Origin of the sequence: Actimicrobium sp. CCI2.3 (assembly GCF_035019065.1) — a bacterium.
Lineage (GTDB): Bacteria > Pseudomonadota > Gammaproteobacteria > Burkholderiales > Burkholderiaceae_D > Actimicrobium.
This window is the reverse complement of record NZ_JASJWR010000001.1, coordinates 38,227-55,857: the sequence shown is the minus strand read 5'-3', so window position 1 is coordinate 55,857 and position 17,631 is coordinate 38,227. Positions and strand designations below refer to the sequence as shown.

General features: G+C 57.1%; 12 protein-coding genes and 2 pseudogenes. 8 read left to right on the top strand and 6 right to left on the bottom strand.

The annotated features are described in order from the left end of the window. Positions 1-30: 30 nt before the first annotated feature. A complete protein-coding gene (locus QN370_RS00255; RefSeq protein WP_322127549.1) occupies positions 31-891 on the bottom strand; it encodes an acyl-CoA thioesterase II in 861 nt (286 codons plus the stop codon). A gap of 176 nt (positions 892-1,067) precedes the next feature. Between QN370_RS00255 and QN370_RS00250 the strand changes: the two genes are divergently transcribed. From QN370_RS00250 to QN370_RS00240, 3 genes and pseudogenes are all read left to right on the top strand, one after another. Beyond that, the gene (locus tag QN370_RS00250; RefSeq protein ID WP_322127550.1) at positions 1,068-2,579 is read left to right on the top strand and encodes an HD-GYP domain-containing protein; all 1,512 of its coding nucleotides are present in this window, start codon (positions 1,068-1,070) and stop codon (positions 2,577-2,579) included. Positions 2,580-2,589: 10 nt separating this feature from the next. Beyond that, positions 2,590-3,900 carry an EAL domain-containing protein gene (locus QN370_RS00245; protein WP_322127551.1) on the top strand — a complete coding sequence of 437 codons (1,311 nt, stop codon included), beginning with the start codon at positions 2,590-2,592 and terminating at the stop codon, positions 3,898-3,900. An 11-nt stretch (positions 3,901-3,911) separates the two neighbouring features. Then, a pseudogene (locus QN370_RS00240) lies at positions 3,912-4,478 on the top strand (methyl-accepting chemotaxis protein); the annotation flags it as partial. A gap of 179 nt (positions 4,479-4,657) precedes the next feature. Here QN370_RS00240 and QN370_RS00235 read toward each other — a convergent pair. Beyond that, a complete protein-coding gene (locus tag QN370_RS00235; RefSeq protein WP_322127552.1) occupies positions 4,658-5,194 on the bottom strand; it encodes a DUF2058 domain-containing protein in 537 nt (178 codons plus the stop codon). A 494-nt stretch (positions 5,195-5,688) separates the two neighbouring features. On the opposite strand from QN370_RS00235, the gene QN370_RS00230 reads away from it, so the two are divergent. Further along, entirely contained in the window at positions 5,689-7,269 is a 1,581-nt protein-coding gene (locus QN370_RS00230; RefSeq protein ID WP_322127553.1) for an isocitrate lyase, read from the top strand. Positions 7,270-7,440: 171 nt separating this feature from the next. Here the strand turns inward: QN370_RS00230 and phbB are convergent. Both phbB and QN370_RS00220 read right to left on the bottom strand, forming a co-directional pair. Continuing rightward, positions 7,441-8,163, bottom strand: a pseudogene (gene phbB, locus QN370_RS00225) (acetoacetyl-CoA reductase). A 138-nt stretch (positions 8,164-8,301) separates the two neighbouring features. Beyond that, positions 8,302-8,892, bottom strand: coding sequence for a molybdopterin-dependent oxidoreductase (locus QN370_RS00220; RefSeq protein WP_322127554.1), 591 nt, complete (start codon positions 8,890-8,892; stop codon positions 8,302-8,304). Positions 8,893-9,369: 477 nt separating this feature from the next. On the opposite strand from QN370_RS00220, the gene QN370_RS00215 reads away from it, so the two are divergent. Continuing rightward, a complete protein-coding gene (locus QN370_RS00215; protein WP_323581651.1) occupies positions 9,370-9,987 on the top strand; it encodes a hypothetical protein in 618 nt (205 codons plus the stop codon). 544 nt (positions 9,988-10,531) lie between these two features. Here the strand turns inward: QN370_RS00215 and QN370_RS00210 are convergent. Beyond that, a complete protein-coding gene (locus QN370_RS00210) occupies positions 10,532-11,173 on the bottom strand; it encodes a DUF1109 domain-containing protein (RefSeq protein ID WP_322127556.1) in 642 nt (213 codons plus the stop codon). Positions 11,174-11,271: 98 nt separating this feature from the next. After that, positions 11,272-12,237: a DMT family transporter gene (locus QN370_RS00205; protein WP_322127557.1), complete on the bottom strand. Its 966-nt coding sequence runs from the start codon at positions 12,235-12,237 to the stop codon at positions 11,272-11,274. 392 nt (positions 12,238-12,629) lie between these two features. On the opposite strand from QN370_RS00205, the gene QN370_RS00200 reads away from it, so the two are divergent. From QN370_RS00200 to fdnG, 3 genes are all read left to right on the top strand, one after another. Further along, positions 12,630-14,114 (top strand): SulP family inorganic anion transporter, encoded by a 1,485-nt coding sequence (locus QN370_RS00200; RefSeq protein WP_322129137.1) that lies wholly within the window; start codon positions 12,630-12,632, stop codon positions 14,112-14,114. Between the two features lie 96 nt (positions 14,115-14,210). Continuing rightward, positions 14,211-14,429 carry a substrate-binding domain-containing protein gene (locus QN370_RS00195; protein WP_323581650.1) on the top strand — a complete coding sequence of 73 codons (219 nt, stop codon included), beginning with the start codon at positions 14,211-14,213 and terminating at the stop codon, positions 14,427-14,429. 127 nt (positions 14,430-14,556) lie between these two features. Beyond that, positions 14,557-17,625 (top strand): formate dehydrogenase-N subunit alpha, encoded by a 3,069-nt coding sequence (gene fdnG, locus QN370_RS00190; protein WP_322127559.1) that lies wholly within the window; start codon positions 14,557-14,559, stop codon positions 17,623-17,625. Positions 17,626-17,631 lie beyond the last annotated feature (6 nt).

Here is a 17,631-nt window from a genome sequence, read left to right as displayed (position 1 = left end):
TAAGCGGTCTGGCCGCGCCCTCCCTGTGCATCATTTTTTTTCACGCAGGCGCATCAATCCCTCCTGCGCCATCGTGACCACCAACTGTCCCTTTTGGTCATACACCGACGCAAGTGCCAACCCGCGTCCGCCCGACGCATTGGGACTATCCATGCAAATGAGCAGCCATTGATCCATCCGGAATGGCCGATGAAACCATATCGTGTGGTCAAGGCTGGCGATCTGCAAGCGCGGGTCACCCAGCGTCACGCCGTGCGGCTGCAAAGCGGTCACCAGAAAACTGTAATCGGACACATAGGCAAACAAGGACTCGTGCACAAGCGCCGCGTCGGGCAACATCATCGGTGCGCGCAGCCAGACCTGCTTGCCGGTTTCGCGCGAGGGATTTCCGTACAGATCGGCACCGCCAACCATCCGGAAATCGGCTGGAACCGGCACGAATTGCCGCCCGCTCGCCTTGGCGCGCTCCTTCCATCCCGCAATCGCCGACGGCAGTGTTTCGGGATCAGGTGCCTCCGGCATCGGTTTCTGGTGTGACAACCCAACCTCCTCATCCTGGAACGACGCCGACATGACGAAGATTCGTTTGCCGTCCTGGAACGCAACCACGCGACGGGTACTGAAACTGCCACCATCGCGAACGCGCTCGACCTCGAATTCAATCGGCAACCGGTGATTGCCAGGCAGGATAAACAATGAATGCAGAGAGTGCGGACGGCGCTGCGGCACGGTCTGCGCCGCAGCATGCAACGCCTGACCCAGTACCTGGCCGCCGAACACGTTCGGACTGCCCATAAAATGACTCTGCCCAAGATAACGATCGGTGCCGATGGGGACCAGGGCGAGTAGCGAGAGGATTTCCGGCGTGTTGTACAACGAGTAATCGAACATGGTGCCTGACAATCACATTTAAAAACGAGATTATCCTGCAGCAAGAAGTTTTTCCATAGGAGTGAATGGTGTCCTGTACTGGTGATGGCGAATGATGGCAAACAAATAAATGCATCAGAAGTAACCATCTGGCATTAAACTCTGTAACCAACATTTAAAACTCCGGAACGCGCTTATTGACTGACTTACGCACTGACAAAAAAGGCTTGCCGATCTTGAACGATCTTTCTTCCAGCCCACCTTTCTCACCTGCCAGCCTGCTCAAGTCCAGCCTGACTTTGCCGGTCGAGGCGCTGCGCACCGGGATGTACGTCGCTGACCTCGACTGCGGCTGGGCGGCCACAGCATTCCCGATGGAAGGGTTGTTACTCGACGATCCTGAAGACATCTGCACGATCGCCCTGCTGGCCCAGCAGGTCACGATTGATCCGGGTCGCAGCCTGTTCGCGGCACTGGCGGAACTGGACCAGGCATCACTCTACGACACCACCGCTGGCAGCACCGTGACAGAAGCACCTGACGATCAGCGCCTGCAGCACTACCGGGAACAGGTCCGGCAAAACGAGGGCGATCATGTCAGCCGGACCGGTCGCCTGACGCATGGATGGCACGAACTGCAACGATCCCTGTCGGACTGGATCACCCGCCTGTTCAGCCGATCGGGCGCACGCCGGTTACCAGCTGCGCAGCGTCCTGAGTACATACCGGACGATATCGTTCTGATGAAATATCCGCTGCCGGAAGCGACCAACACGGCAATGCCGCAAGCTCTCGCTGCGTGTGCACAAGGGGAAGCGGCACTGAACCGCATTGCCCAGGACTTGATTGCCCATCGGGAAACCGACATGGATGCGCTAAAAGCTGCTTCCGACATGCTGGCTGAAAACATGATCCGTCGACCCGGCACGATGATCTGGGCGGCCAAGATGCGCGACAAAAATAATGGCATCTACCACCACGGTTTGTCGGTGGCCATTTACCTGACCGCGCTGGGGCGACAACTCGGCTTCCAGCAAGAACACATGGCAGACCTTGCCACAGTCGGCTTGCTGCTCGACCTTGGCAAGATGGAACTCGATCACGCCCTGCTGAACAAACCCGGCAAACTCGACGATGCCGAAATCCTCGAAATGCAGACCCATGTCCATCGCGGTATCGAAATGTTGATGGCCACCGGCGTGACGTCGAGCCTGATCCTGAGCGCGATTGCCGAACACCACGAACGCATTGACGGCAACGGTTATCCGGCGCGCATTCCCGGGATGTCATTAACAATCTTCGGAAAAATGGCTGCGATTGCCGATGCCTACGCGGCGATGGTCAATCCGCGTCCGTATGCACCTGCCTATTCCCCCTACGAAGCGATGAAACAACTGTTTGCCGAAAGCGAATCACGCTGGTTTGCCCCGCTAGTCGAGCAATTTGTTCAGGCCATCGGTATTTTTCCGGTCGGATCGCTGGTGGAATTATCCAGCGGTGAAGTGGCCATCGTGATTCAGCACAATCCGTATCGCCGGCTCGAACCGCTGATCCTGATCCTGACCGACAGCACCAAGGCCAAGTTGGTGGCACCGCGCGAACTGGATATGCTGAAACATAATTTCAACGTCGCACCAGAGGTGTTACGCATCGCCAGCGGGCTGCCTGATGGTGCACACGGGGTATCGTCATGCAGGATTTTTACCTGAGGCAGGCCTGATGGCTGCCGGCAGCTTCGCCGCTCGCCTGTTCGGCAACCGGCATCTCTCGCCCACCCAGACACTGCTGCGCCGACTGGACCGCGATCTGCAAGATCCGCCCGGCACGACCACGCTGGCGGTCCTGATCCTGTCCCTGTCGCGCAGCGATGTCATCGGTGCGACGCTGGAATTGCCTGAGTCAACGCTGATCAATACCGTGCTGCTCGAGCGCATCGGCAACACCTTGCGCCCCAATGATTACCTGGCGCTGGCCAGCCCTGATGAAATATGGATCGTGCTGCCGGCACTGGCCTCGGCGACTGTCGCTCACCTGGCAGCGACGCATATCGGACGCGTGCTGCAAGCGCCAATGCAGGCCGGAGCGCTGACCGTCACCGCGACTCCCTGCATCGGTATTGCGGTCACTTCCTTGTCGCAAAATACGTCACTCGGCTTGCTGCAAGCCGCCAGCGAAGCACGCAAGCGGGCACGCAGCCTGAGTACTCTGTTTTTTGTCGCCACCGAATCCGAAGGCGTCGACCTGCACAGCAAGGACTTGATTGCCGCCGTCACCGGTGCACTCGCGCAAAACCGGCTGACCATCGCTTACCAGCCCAAGGTCGATGTGGCCACCCAGCGGGTGGTCAGTGTCGAAGCACTGATCCGCTGGCCAGCCGATCTGGCACCGGCACTGAGTCCGATGGTGATCGTCGAAATTGCCGAACAATTCGGCATGATCAAAGAACTGACGCGCCACGTGCTGCATACGGTGTTGCGGGAGTACACGACGCTGTTGGCGGCGACCGGCTTGCCACGTGTCTGGATCAATCTGTCAGCGGGCACGCTGGCCGACCCGGGTCTGCCCGAGTTTTTGCAGCAGGGACTCGACATCTGGTCAACCCGCGCCGACGTAATCGGTCTTGAAATCACCGAAAGCGCCGTCATCGCCGATATCGAGCAATCCATCGAGATGATGCATGCACTGACCGAGCGTGGCTTTGAACTCGCCATTGACGACTTCGGCACCGGCTATTCGTCACTGGCGTATTTGCGCCGGTTTCCGATCAGCGAACTGAAGATCGACAAACTCTTCGTCAGGCACATGCGCAGCTCCGTACCGGATACGCAGCTGGTGCGTACCATCATCGACCTGGCCCACAACTTCAACTTGAAAGTCATCGCCGAAGGGGTCGAAGATCGGCCTACGCTGGACTTGCTGGCAGAAATGGGCTGTGACCAGATCCAGGGTTATGTCTATGCCAAGCCGATGCCGGCCGCCGAACTGGTGCGCTGGATCGCCCGCTTTCATGGCGAACTGGCGGGCGAATAACCGGCCCGTCAGGCGGCGCGATGATCATCGAGGTGGTACACAGCACGGTGGCCATTAGCGCCGCATCGCACCGCATTGCCGACATCATCGGCACCATCGACGGCATCGCGTTTCAGACCAATATTCTGGCGCTCAATGCCGCCGTCGAAGCCGCTCTTGCCGGCGAGCAGGGACGTGGCTTTGCCGTCGTCGCCACCGAAGTCCGTAACCTGGCACAACGCTCGGCATCGGCAGCACGGGAAATCAAGGAGCTCATTGGTGACGCGGTAAATCAGGTCGAACGCGGCTCGCGACTGGTCAACCAGACCGGCGATACGATGCAGGAAATCGTCGAGAGTGTGCAACGAGTCACCGAAGTCATCGGCAACATCACCCAATCGAGCATTGAGCAGGCGACTGGCATCGAACATATTAATCTCGCCATCGCCGACATGGACCAGGGCACGCAGGAAAATTCCGCGCTGGTGGAAGAAGCCGCTGCCGCTGCCGCAGCCCTGCGTGAACAGGCGGGCAACCTGACCTTGGTGACCAATACATTCAGACTGGGCACAGCGAACTTGCTCAGCGCACCAGCCTGACCGCAGGTTTTACACGGGTAGCGCAGCGGTCAATCCTGCCGCCAGACTTATGCCCGTTTTATGTGAACAAGATTGTGCATAACCATGTGGAGTACCTCCGCACGCCACGATCTGTCGGCATTTGCAGGCCTGCCTGATTTTTAGGCAGCGATGCGGATTGCGCCAAACCGTCGCCGGTATCACCACATCAGATCGTCGGGTATCTGGAACGCTGCATACGGATCGTCGGCATCAATCTCGGTGCTGGCCTTGTTGACCCGCACGACCATCGAGGCATCCCGCTCCGCGATCTTGTCGGCAATAATTCGCGGCACCAATTCAACGACCGGTCCCTGACAAACAATCACCAGCCGGCCGGCCATCAAATGCGACTGGACCGTCGCCGACACGTAGAGCCGTTCGATCTTGTTGCCGTGGGTGAAATTGTAGGCAATGTCGCCAGCGCCTTTGCTCTGGCGATTTTTTTGCACCATCTGGGCAATCTGCGCGACGATCGCTTTTTGCGTCGCGGCAGCATCGCGCTGCGCATTGAGCTCACGCGCCCGTTCGGCGTTCTTGCGCTGTGTCTCAAGAGCGGCCACACGTGACTCATCGACACTCTGCGTACCGGTCCGGCGTTCAACCTTCTTCTGTTTGTTCTTGTCCTGATTCGCCAGTTTGGCTTTGTTCTTGTCGACCAGACCGGCTTTCAAAAACTGTTCTTGCAACGAGGCCATATCTGCTGATCCATAAAAAAGTGGTGGGCCGGCCCACGCGAATCCGCCGGCCAGCGACAGCATGAAGCATAGCAAACATGTCGCTTCCATCAGCATGAAATCGCGGCGACACCAGCACTCGGCGTATCCCGTAGGCGAATCAGCGCGGACTATCTTTAATTTGCACGACCATTTACCACGATACGAAAAGCCATTTTCATATTGCGCGATGCCCGCCAGAATAAATCACCGAACTCATTTCATTCATTGAAAATCAATCCCATATTACAAAATCTTGAACATAAGGTACTGAAAATAATAAGATTAATTTAAGTCATCTGTCTTATATAAGACCTAGTCGATTTGAAAAAAATTCGTTATGATTCTTGTCATGCAGTCGCGCTTCGCATTCATGGCAGCGCTCCCCGGAGCAGCAAAATTGAAAGCACGGACGTTCAGACCCTTTTTTTAGTCTTACTTTTTTCAATCTCACTTTTTACTATTTAGGATATGCCATGTCACAGTACCAAGACGACATCAAGATCATTGCCGGCCTGAAAGATAAAGAAGGTAGTGCCTGGAATGCGATCAACCCTGAGTCCGCTGCGCGCATGCGGACACAGAACCGTTTCAAGACCGGTCTGGACATTGCCAAGTACACCGCCAAGATCATGCGTGATGACATGGCCGCCTACGATGCCGATTCGTCCAAGTACACCCAGTCGCTGGGATGCTGGCACGGCTTTATCGGCCAACAAAAGATGATCTCCATCAAGAAGCACTTCAACAGCACCGAACGTCGCTATCTGTACCTGTCAGGCTGGATGATTGCCGCGCTGCGCTCCGAGTTCGGCCCGTTGCCAGACCAGTCGATGCATGAGAAAACCGCTGTTGCCGACCTGATCCGCGAGCTCTACACCTTCCTGCGCCAGGCTGATGCGCGTGAACTGGGCGGCCTGTTCCGCCAGCTCGACAATGCCGAAGGTGCCGCCAAACAAGCCATCCAGAGCCAGATCGACAACTTCATCACCCATGTCGTTCCTATCATTGCCGACATCGATGCCGGTTTCGGCAATGCGGAAGCGACCTACCTGATGGCCAAGCAGTTGATCGAGGCAGGTGCCTGCTGCATCCAGATCGAAAACCAGGTGTCCGACGAAAAACAGTGCGGCCATCAAGACGGCAAGGTCACCGTCCCCCACGAAGACTTCCTCGCAAAAATCCGCGCGGTTCGCTATGCCTTCCTTGAGCTGGGTATCGATGACGGCATCATCGTTGCCCGTACCGACTCGCTCGGCGCTGGCCTGACCAAGCAAATCGCGGTGACCCGCGAGCCGGGTGACCTCGGCGACCAGTACAACTCGTTCCTCGACGCCGACGAAGTCTCGGTTGACACAATGGGCAACGGTGACGTGGTCATCAAACGCGACGGCAAGCTGGTGCGTCCCAAGCGTTTGCCGAGCAACCTGTTCCAGTTCCGCGCCGGCACAGGCGAAGAGCGTTGCGTCCTCGATTGCGTGACTGCCCTGCAAAACGGTGCCGACTTGCTCTGGATCGAAACCGAAAAGCCGCACATCGCCCAGATCGGCGGCATGGTCAGCGCGATTCGCAAAGTCATTCCCAACGCCAAGCTGGTCTACAACAACAGCCCATCGTTCAACTGGACACTGAACTTCCGCCAGCAAATTTTCGACAGCATGAAAAGCGCTGGCAAAGATGTGTCCGCCTACGATCGCGCCCAACTGATGAGCGTCGACTACGACACCACCGAACTGGCGCTGGCTGCCGATGAAAAAATCCGTACTTTCCAGGCTGACTCAGCCCGCGAAGCCGGCATTTTCCATCACCTGATCACCCTGCCGACCTACCACACGGCCGCCTTGTCGACCGACAATCTGGCCAAAGACTACTTCGGCGAGCAAGGCATGCTGGGCTACGTGGCCGGCGTGCAGCGCAAGGAAATCCGCCAGGGTATCGCTTGCGTCAAGCATCAGAACATGTCGGGTTCGGACATCGGCGACGATCACAAGGAGTACTTCAGCGGCGAAGCAGCGCTGAAGGCATCGGGTAAAGACAACACGATGAACCAGTTCTGATTCATGACCGGTTCCTGCACGCCGATTAGCGTGTAAAACAGTTCAGCCAAGCGTCCAGTGCGAGACGCAACCGGACTTCACCACCTGATCTGCTAGCCCTGCCCTGACGACCCGATTGCGCCTGCAACCGGGTCGTTTTGCATTGGCCCCCGACGATGCCTGCGCGCGCCGCTAGCGCATGGTCTGTCCACCGTTGACATCGATGGTCGCACCGGTAATAAATCCAGCTTCCTCGGCAGCGAGAAAGACAACCGTGCGACCGACATCGGCGGCGGTACCCAATCGTCCGACCGGAATGGCGCCAATGATGGTTTGCAGTGTGTCTTTCGGGACTGCGGCGACCATCTCGGTATCGCAGTAGCCCGGGGCGATTGCATTGACCGTGATGTTCTTGCGTGCTCCTTCGAGCGCCAGCGCCTTCGTGAAACCCAGCACACCGGCCTTGGCTGCGGCGTAATTGCTCTGGCCAAATTGACCCTTCTAACCGTTGACCGAACTGATGTTGATGATGCGACCGAATTGGCGCTCGCGCATGCCCTCAACCACATGGCGACACATGTTGAACATCGAGCCAAGGTCGGTATGAATGACCCGCCACCACTGCTGCGGTGTCATGCGGTGCAACACCGCGTCGCTGGCGATGCCGGCGTTGTTGACGAGGATATCGATAGGACCCAGTTGCAGTTCAACCCGGGCGACACCCGCTCGGCACTGGTCAAAATCCGCCACATCCCACTGATAGACCGGGATCGATGTCTCGTTGGAAAACGCCTGTGCTGCACCGGCATTGCTGTGATAAACAGCAGCAACCTGATGTCCTGCCTCATGCAGTGCCATGGCAATGGCTTTCCCGATACCGCGTGTTCCCCCTGTGACGAGTGCGGTCCGACGCATGGCTTTCTCCTTGTGAGCGACGGCAAAACCGGATGGCTTTTGCACGCATCTGAAAGGCCAAGTGTGCATCCCTCCGCGCTGGTGATCTTGAGAGAAAACAAGGACCGCGCAGGTCGACACCGATCACCTGTTACGGCATCAGACTCCCTGCACAGCGATGTGATACACCGCCCACGGGCACAACGTAAACCGTTCGGCCAGCGGCCTTGCCGCCTTGTCCGGAAAACGGTCCGCGTCATACACGGCCCAGAGTGGTCCGAGTCCGCCCAGCGGTAACGCTTTTGCATCCAGGGTGGTGGCGACGATGAAGCGGTACTTCACCATGTCGGCAAAAGAGACTGCCACCACGTAACCATCAATTGCGCGCAGCAACACGCGGCCCTGGCCAGTGGTCGTCGCCCCCGCAGCATGGAGTACGTCGGCCAGCAACGGTCCACCCAGCACGTGGACTTTGCCGTCATATTCGAGCGTGGGCTTGATCGTGATGGACGGCAAAGCACGCAGCGCGGCGAAGTCAAACGTATGGGCACGGTCAAACGCAACGCCCTGCTTTTTCATCAACTGGTCAAGTGCCGGATCAAGCGGACCGCGATTACCTGCACCGATTGTTCCGGTCAATGTCAGCAAGGTCGGACCGGTCATCATCGCTGGTGTGTTCAACGGCGTGGCGACACCGCGCGCGGTGGCGAGACCGAGTCCGGCAGCGGCGAGGAAGTGGCGTTTATTCACGGGAAATCTCCGGCAGATGCATCGGTTTGATAGGGATGAGTGCGTAAGGATAGCCAGCGCAGGGCGCGATTGCCAGATGATTCACGTCCAGTCGATGGATTGCGAGACAGACGTTGATCGTGACGAGAGGCAAGTGGCCTGCATCATGGGACGCAAGGGTGATGGCGAAAGACGTTCGGAATGTTAACGGTTGGGCTGCAACGGATCACGGATTTTGCGGCTCGGATGCGGTCTTACAGGAATGGTGATGTTTGTATCCAATGAGGTGGGGGTGGGTGCTGTTGCCTTCGACGGGAGGGTACCGACGCCACGCAGCTCTTGGCCATTAGCCGGTTCTTGCCTTTTAAAAGCCCTTCGTTAAAAAGGAACGTTTTAGTTTGAACATGCCACTGAGATACAAGCAGATCATTCTGGCCTGCCCCGAAATCAATCTTGATTGTCAGTTATCAGACACCTCCACTACTTTAAGGATTAATCATGGCTATTTCTAAAGTTACCAACTACAAAGGCACACTCAACCAGACAGCTGAACAGATGACCGCCAACCTCAACGAAGAAATCAATGCAGGAAAAGGCACACACAACCATAAAACACTTAGTGAGACTGCTAAACAGATCACCTCCAACCTCAACGAAGAAATCAATGCAGGAAAACAGACTGAAATCAGCTGTCGACAGTTCGGCGGAGGGCCACTAAAGCTTGATGATACCTGGGGCAACAAGCCAATACCCTTCGGTGATGACTCTGAAATAGGGGCACATGAACCTGATACAAAGCCAGCCCGAATGATTCCTGTCATAAACGTACCAGGCCTTGCGGGAAAAGGCTTGGAAGACGCTAGCTCATTAATGAAAGCAAGGGACTCAGGAGATCAACATGATCAGCGTAAGGCAATCAAAAGTACGGTAAACGATTATCTTGCTACCGGAGCCTCGCAAGAGGACGCCGAAAAGTTACAGCGCGCCTTGCGACATCTTGTTCATGGACACACTCTAAACAGTGAAGAACACAAAATAATTAACGACGCTCTGAAAAAAATATCTAGCGTACAAATCCCTACTCCCTATGAAGTGAACGGAGACAATCGTGTATAAAATTCAACCCGGATATTGCATAAAAAGTAAATATTGGTGAATCCGCCCGGCAGCGAAAACTTTTTGTACCAGACAGGCCGAACAGACACACCCAACTTGAATGGCTAACGATCCGTGGACGAAAAAGAATTCGCCCTGCAGGGCAGCCGGATCGATGCATTCTGCTGGTAAGTGGCGATGTTCGAGGTACCAATGCGGATGGCTGTAAGAATCGACGCATTGTCTCGCTCACTGGTACCGAATTTTTAGGCAGAGAAGCTAACCTGTCGCCACATCATGCATCACGATGTGGCGGCTCAAGTGATGCCCGCACCGTTTGATTCCTCATAAACCATGAGTTCGGAAGAACCGAAAAATGATCACCGCCTGTTTAGTGACATGGTGGCTGCGGTGATGAATTCCGGAAACGACCATGCCACATCGGGCCTGAAGACATGCCACTACAGTCAGGTCTGCGAGCAACGCTGCGCTGCCCGTTACGTGGTGTGCGGCGCACCTGATAGGCGAGCTGTGGCACGCAGAGCATCGTCCTGTCAGCGTGCACCTATCGACGCAAAGCCAGCGGCCCGATCAATGCGCCGATACTCGCCGGAATCAACATGCCCAGCACGTACCAGAACGCGACAAACGGTGCTGCAATTTCCGGACAATGCAGGCAATAGACCACCGCTGCGCTCGCTCCGGCCGTGAAGCCGGCGGCGGCACCCGCCAGTCGCAACCGGGTCGGTGCCCGATCACGCATGACCTTGAGTATCGCCACAAAAATCGGCAAGGACAGCCCGGCGATCAGCAGTGAACAGGTGCGCCAGGTCTCTCCCCAGAACAGCCTGGCGCGCTGGTCCGGTGCGGCTTCCGTCAGTGTCAGCAGCGCCATCCCGGCCATGATGAGTACGGGTATCGCGATCAATACCGGCAACATCGCGAGACGCGCACCGGGTAAGGAGAGATGCTTGCAGGCGATTTTTCCGGACAGGACCAGCGCCGCGACAAAGACCACTTTCAATACGAAGACCGGCTGCGCGGCGACCGCCAGCAAATCCTGCCGGACTCCCAGCAAGACCAGCAGCAGCACGGTACTGACCAGCACGGCAGCGCCGATGAGCAGCGTGTTCTGCCACACCTGCTGCGGCGCATTCAAGTCCGGTCCTGCCGCCCGCCGGTTGTTCAGTTGATCCGTTTTTTTCATGGTTTCCTTAAGAGTTGTGATGCCAATGTTTTCAAGCCAGGATGCGCGACGAACTCGGTGCGCAAAAAAGATCCGGACCGTCGCCGATCTGATCCGTTTCAGGCAGGCGCAGGCTGTTTTTGCAGCGCATGAACGCGCACCGACCACAGCACACCGGCGATCAGCAGCACGATGGCAGCGCTCTCCAGTGGTCGCGGCAAGCGCTGTTGATAAATGAATCCGTACAGCAGCGCGAACAAGGTCTCGAACAGGATCAGTTGTCCGGACAGCGTCATCGGCACGCTGCGACTGGCGATATTCCACAACTGGTTTCCGATCACCGACGCGCCCAGCGCGAGCAGGCTGTTGGCGATCCAGAACCGGGTCCAGTCGCGCCCGCTGAGTCCGCCGGCAGCGCCGGTCACGTCCTCGTGCCAGATGGCGAACGCCGCGACGCCAATCAGCAAGGCCATCATCCCGCTGGAAATACCGTACAGCGCCGACCATTCCGCATTGCTGAAGTGAGGATTACGATTGAGGTAACGCGCATTGTCGATGGCATACCAGGTCCAGCATAGCAGCGCGCCGGTCGCCGCCAGCACACCGAGCAACGTGCGTGCAATATCAAGAACAGCAACGGCACCGTTGGCATCGGTGTGACTGAACAGGTCAATGTTGATGCAGGCAATACCGGCGACCACCACCAGCAACGGCAGCGTCAATCGGCGCAGCGGCACCGCCCCCTGGTCCTTGTGCCCGATCAGCGTGACCGAAATCGGCAGCAGGCCGATGATCAGCGACGTCGGTGCCACGCCGGCCAGCTTCACTCCCAGCGCGAGCAGCATGTAATAGAGGATATTGCCGGTCAGTGCCTGACGCAGCAGCGCAGAATAATCGCTGCGTTCAAGCCGATGCAGCATGCCGCGCAGACGCGGCAATAGCAGGACGACAGCGATGACGCCGTAAGCGGTATAGCGGCCGACCGCCAGTTCCAGCGGCGAAAACGCCGACAGGATTTCCGGCACGATGAACACCATGCCCCACATCGCTCCTGCCAGCAGGCCACACAAGACACCATTCCACATAATCAGTTTTCATTCCAGACGGGGAACGCAGTTTCGCACACGCCGCAACGGCCGTGTGTGGCAACAAGGTCGGTCAACTTCGGCTATGCGGCAATGCGTACCAGGCCGTGTCATCCGGCACACTGGAATCATGCTTGTAAAATACCGCAAAAGATCCAACAGGTCCGTCGGGTATGTCACCCGTCGAGGCTGGTTGCGCGCTGCCCTCTTCATTTGAAACGGAATCCCATGTCACTACAAAAACAACTCCGGCTAGGAGCCTGTCGGACTTAGGGAATCGAAGCGAAAAAATAGCTGGGCGAGGACAGATTTTGCCGATTTCGCAGTGCCAATAGCGAGCTATTGGCCAAGAAATCGGTGAAATATGGACCGTCCAGGTATTTTTGCAGCCGATTCTCCCTAAGTCCGACAGGCTCCTAGACTGGCTGTCCAATATTCGCGGCGACGTACTCGCCGGTGTGGTCGTTGCACTGGCGCTCATTCCCGAGGCCATTGCTTTTTCCATCATCGCCGGGGTTGATCCCAAGGTTGGCCTGTACGCTTCGTTCTGCATTGCGGTGGTGATTGCCTTCGTTGGTGGTCGTCCCGGCATGATCTCGGCAGCCACCGGCGCGATGGCGCTCGTCATGGTGAGTCTGGTCAAGGAGCACGGCCTGCAATATCTGCTGGCAGCTACGTTGCTGACCGGCGTGCTGCAAATCGTCGCCAGCGCACTGCGTCTCGGAACGCTGATGCGCTTTGTTTCGCGCTCGGTCGTGACCGGCTTTGTCAACGCGCTGGCGATACTGATTTTCATGGCACAACTACCCGAACTGATTCATGTCAGCTGGGTCGTCTACGCGATGGTGGCCGGCGGACTGGGCCTGATCTATCTGTTCCCGTACCTCACCAAAGCGATCCCGTCACCACTGGTCTGCATCGTCGTGCTGACCGCGCTATCGCTATGGCTCGGACTCGATATCCGCACCGTCAAGGACATGGGACAACTGCCTGACAGCTTGCCACTGTTCCTGTTCCCCGACGTCCCGCTGACGCTGGAAACCTTGACCATCATTTTTCCGTATGCACTGACACTGGCCATTGTCGGCCTGCTTGAATCGATGATGACGGCGACCATCATTGACGATCTGACCGATACGCCCAGTAACAAGAGCCGGGAATGTGCCGGACAAGGCGTCGCCAATATCGCCTCCGGCCTGCTCGGTGGCATGGCCGGTTGCGCGATGATCGGTCAATCGGTGATCAACTTCAAATCCGGCGGACGCAGCCGGCTCTCGACCCTCACTGCCGGCGTTGTCTTGCTGCTCATGGTGGTGTTCATGGGACCGTGGGTCGGCAGGATTCCGATGGCAGCGCTGGTCGCCGTGATGATCATGGTTTCGATAGGCACGTTTAGCTGGGACTCGCTGCGCAACCTGCCAAAAAATCCGCTCAGCTCCAGCATTGTCATGGTAGCCACCGTGGTGGTGGTCGTGGCGACTCATGACCTCGCCAAAGGCGTCTTTGTCGGTGTGCTGCTCAGTGCGCTGTTTTTTGCGACCAAAGTGGGACGCTTGTTAAGCGTGACCTCGCTGAGGTCCGACGATGGCCGCACCCGCGATTACATCGTCATCGGTCAGGTATTTTTTGCCTCGTCCGAGCAATTCAATACTGCCTTTGATTTCAAGGAAACCATCGAACATGTCCGTATCGATGTCAGTCAAGCGCACTTCTGGGATCTCACCGCAGTCGGTGCACTCGACAAGGTGGTGATCAAGTTTCGTCGACAGGGCACGGTGGTCGCACTCGTCGGCATGAACGCCGCCAGCGCAACGATCGTTGATCAATTTGGCGTGCACGACAAGTCCGACACGATCGATCAACCTCTCTCCCATTAAAGTCAAAGAGCCATGCCGTGAACAATCCTGTCGTGGCAGGTATCGACTAATCCAGCTTTAGTACGGGCAATGTCCTACCCCAACACAGGTGTCGGCGTGGAAACGGCAGCCCGCCAGTTCGACCTCGACTTCGTGCCATTGCTGACCGAGCGGTACTTCCTGGTCTGCGAACACACGCTGCTGGCCGACGCCCGCTTCGTGGCGATCCTCGACGCCCTCAACTCCAGCGAATTCAGGGCCACTGTCAATGATCTGCCGGGTTATGACGTGACGGATACGGGCCGTGTCCTGCGCGTGGAAGAGGCTTTCTTGTAAAGGGAATCACTCTTATTGGTATCAAAATCTTTTTAACCAAGTACTGTAGACTTCGACGATTGACGCAGAGAAATTTTTTACCGGAATAAAGTGATTTATGTTGACTGAAAAGAGAGAAGGAATGGTGATGAACAAGCCAGTGAATCGACGGCAATTTTTTAGAATATGCGCGGCCGGGGTTGGCACCTCGACGCTCGCCGCATTAGGTGTGATGCCTTCCATCGCCCATGCCGAAATGCGCATCTACAAGCTCGACCGTGCCACCGAAACGCGTAATACCTGCGCGTACTGTTCGGTCGGATGCGGCATCCTGATGTACAGCACCGGCGACAAGGCCAAGAACGTAAAGTCGGAAGTGTTTCATATCGAGGGTGATTCGGACCATCCGGTCAATCGCGGCACGCTGTGCCCGAAGGGTGCAGCCCTGCTGGACATGATCCACAGCCCGACCCGTTTGAAGCATCCGGAAGTGCGCCGTCCGGGTTCCGACAAGTGGGAGCCAATTGGTTGGGACCAGGCATTTGACGAAGTCGCCAAGCTGATGAAAGACGACCGCGATGCCAATTTCATTTCCAAGAATAAAGATGGCGCAACCGTCAACCGCTGGTTGTCGACCGGCATGCTGGCCGCCTCGGCATCCTCCAACGAAACCGGCTACCTGACGCAGAAATTCGTCCGTTCGCTGGGTATCATCGCAATCGATAATCAGGCCCGCGTTTGACACGCACCGACGGTGGCAGGTCTTGCCCCGACGTTTGGACGTGGCGCGATGACAAATCATTGGGTCGATATCAAGAATGCAGACATGGTACTGGTCATGGGTGGCAACCCGGCTGAGGCCCATCCATGCGGTTTCAAATGGGTGATCGAAGCCAAGGCACATAACAAAGCAAAGCTGATCGTGGTTGATCCGCGTTATACGCGTTCGGCCGCCGTTGCCGATACGTATGCCCCAATCCGCGCAGGAAGCGACATTGCTTTCCTCGGTGGTTTGATGAACTACCTGATTACCAACAAAAAATACCAGGCCGAATACGTCAGAAATTACACCGACGCCAGCTTCATCGTCAATGCCGGTTTCGGTCTCAAAGATGGCCTGTTTACCGGCTATGACCTGGACAAGCGCAAGTACGACAAAACCAGCTGGGGCTACGAAAAAGGCGAAGACGGATTCGTCAAGACTGATCCGACGCTGCAAGATCCACGCTGCGTCTTCAATCTGATGAAGGTCCACTACAGCCGCTACACGCCGGAAATGGTCGAGCGGATTTGCGGTACGCCGAAAGACGCGTTCCTCAACGTCTGCGAGCAGATCGCCACCACCTCGACTACCAGTCGCGTGATGACGATTCTGTACGCACTCGGCTGGACCCATCACAGCCAGGGTGCGCAGATGATCCGGGCCGGTGCGATGGTCCAGCTATTGCTGGGCAATATCGGCCTGGCGGGCGGTGGCATGAATGCGCTGCGTGGTCACTCGAACATCCAGGGTCTGACGGATCTGGGCTTGCTGTCGACACTGCTGCCGGGCTACATGAGTCTGCCGGGCGACAAGGAAACCGACTACCGCGCCTACATCGACAAGCGGGCCATCAAGCCGCTGCGTCCCGGTCAGATGAGCTACTGGCAGAACTACGAGAAATTCCACGTCAGCCTGATGAAAGCCTGGTACGGCAATGCCGCGACCAAGGAAAACAACTGGGCCTTCGATTACCTGCCCAAGGTCGACATGGACCACGACATCATGCGGGTGTTCGACAACATGTTCCAGGGCAAGATGAATGGCTACATTGTTCAGGGCTTTAATCCGCTGGCTTCGTTTCCGAACAAGGCCAAGATCAATACTGCGCTGGCCAAGTTGAAGTTCATGGTGGTGATTGATCCGCTGGCAACCGAAACCTCGGAGTTCTGGAAGAACTACGGTGAATTCAATCCGGTCGATTCCGCCGCCATCCAGACTGCCGTGTACCGGCTGCCGTGCAGCTTGTTCGCCGAAGAAGACGGTTCGCTGGTCAGTTCCAGCCGCGTCCTGCAATGGCACTGGAAAGGCTCGGAGTCACCGGGCGAAGCGATGGGCGACCTCGAAATCATCGCCACGCTGTTCCAGAAAATTCGCGCGCTGTACCAGAAGGACGGCGGCGCCTTTCCGGATCCAATCCGTGATCTGACCTGGAATCATCGTGATCCGATGGTGCCAACGTCCGAAGAGATGGCCAAGGAATTCAACGGCAAGGCGCTGTCGGATGTGTTCGATCCGAAAGATCCGACCAAGGTCATCGCCAAGGCCGGCGAGCAGCTGGCCGGGTTTGCGCAATTGCGTGACGACGGCACGACGGCGTGCGGCACCTGGATTTTTGCCGGTTGCTGGACGCAGGCGGGCAATCAGATGGCGCGTCGCGACAATACCGATACGGGGATGGGCAATACGCCGAACTGGGCCTGGGCATGGCCGGCCAATCGCCGGATTCTGTACAACCGGGCGTCAGCGAACCCCGAAGGCAAGGCCTGGGATAGCAAGCGCAAGCTGATCGAGTGGAAAGGCACCAAGTGGACCGGTCCCGATGTCCCCGACATGCGTGTCGATGCGGCACCGGAAGAGCACGTCGGTCCGTTCATCATGAATCCCGAAGGCGTGGCGCGTTTCTTTGCCGTCGACAAGATGGCAGAAGGGCCGTTCCCGGAACACTACGAGCCATTCGAGTCACCGATGGATAAAAACCTGTTCTGGCCGAACAGTCCGGTCGCATTGAACAACCCCGCAGCACGGTTGTTCAAGGGCGATCGCGAGCAGCTCGGCAGCAACAAGGAGTTCCCGTATGTGGCAACAACTTATCGTCTCACCGAGCACTTCGCCACCTGGACCAAGCATCAGCGCATCAATGCCGTGCTGCAGCCGGAACAGTTCGTCGAGATTGGCGACAAGCTCGCGGCACTCAAGGGCATTGTCAACGGCGACCGTATCAAGGTCCGTTCCAAACGCGGCGAACTCATCGCGAAGGCCGTCGTGACCAAGCGTCTGCGCGCACTGATGATCGACGGTAAAGAAACCCACACGGTCGGGATTCCGAACCACTGGGGTTTCAAGGGACAGACCAAGAACGGTTACATCATGAACGTGCTGACACCGGTCGTCGGTGATGCCAATACCCAGACGCCGGAATTCAAGGCGTTCCTGGTCGACGTCGAGAAAGCTTAGGAGCTC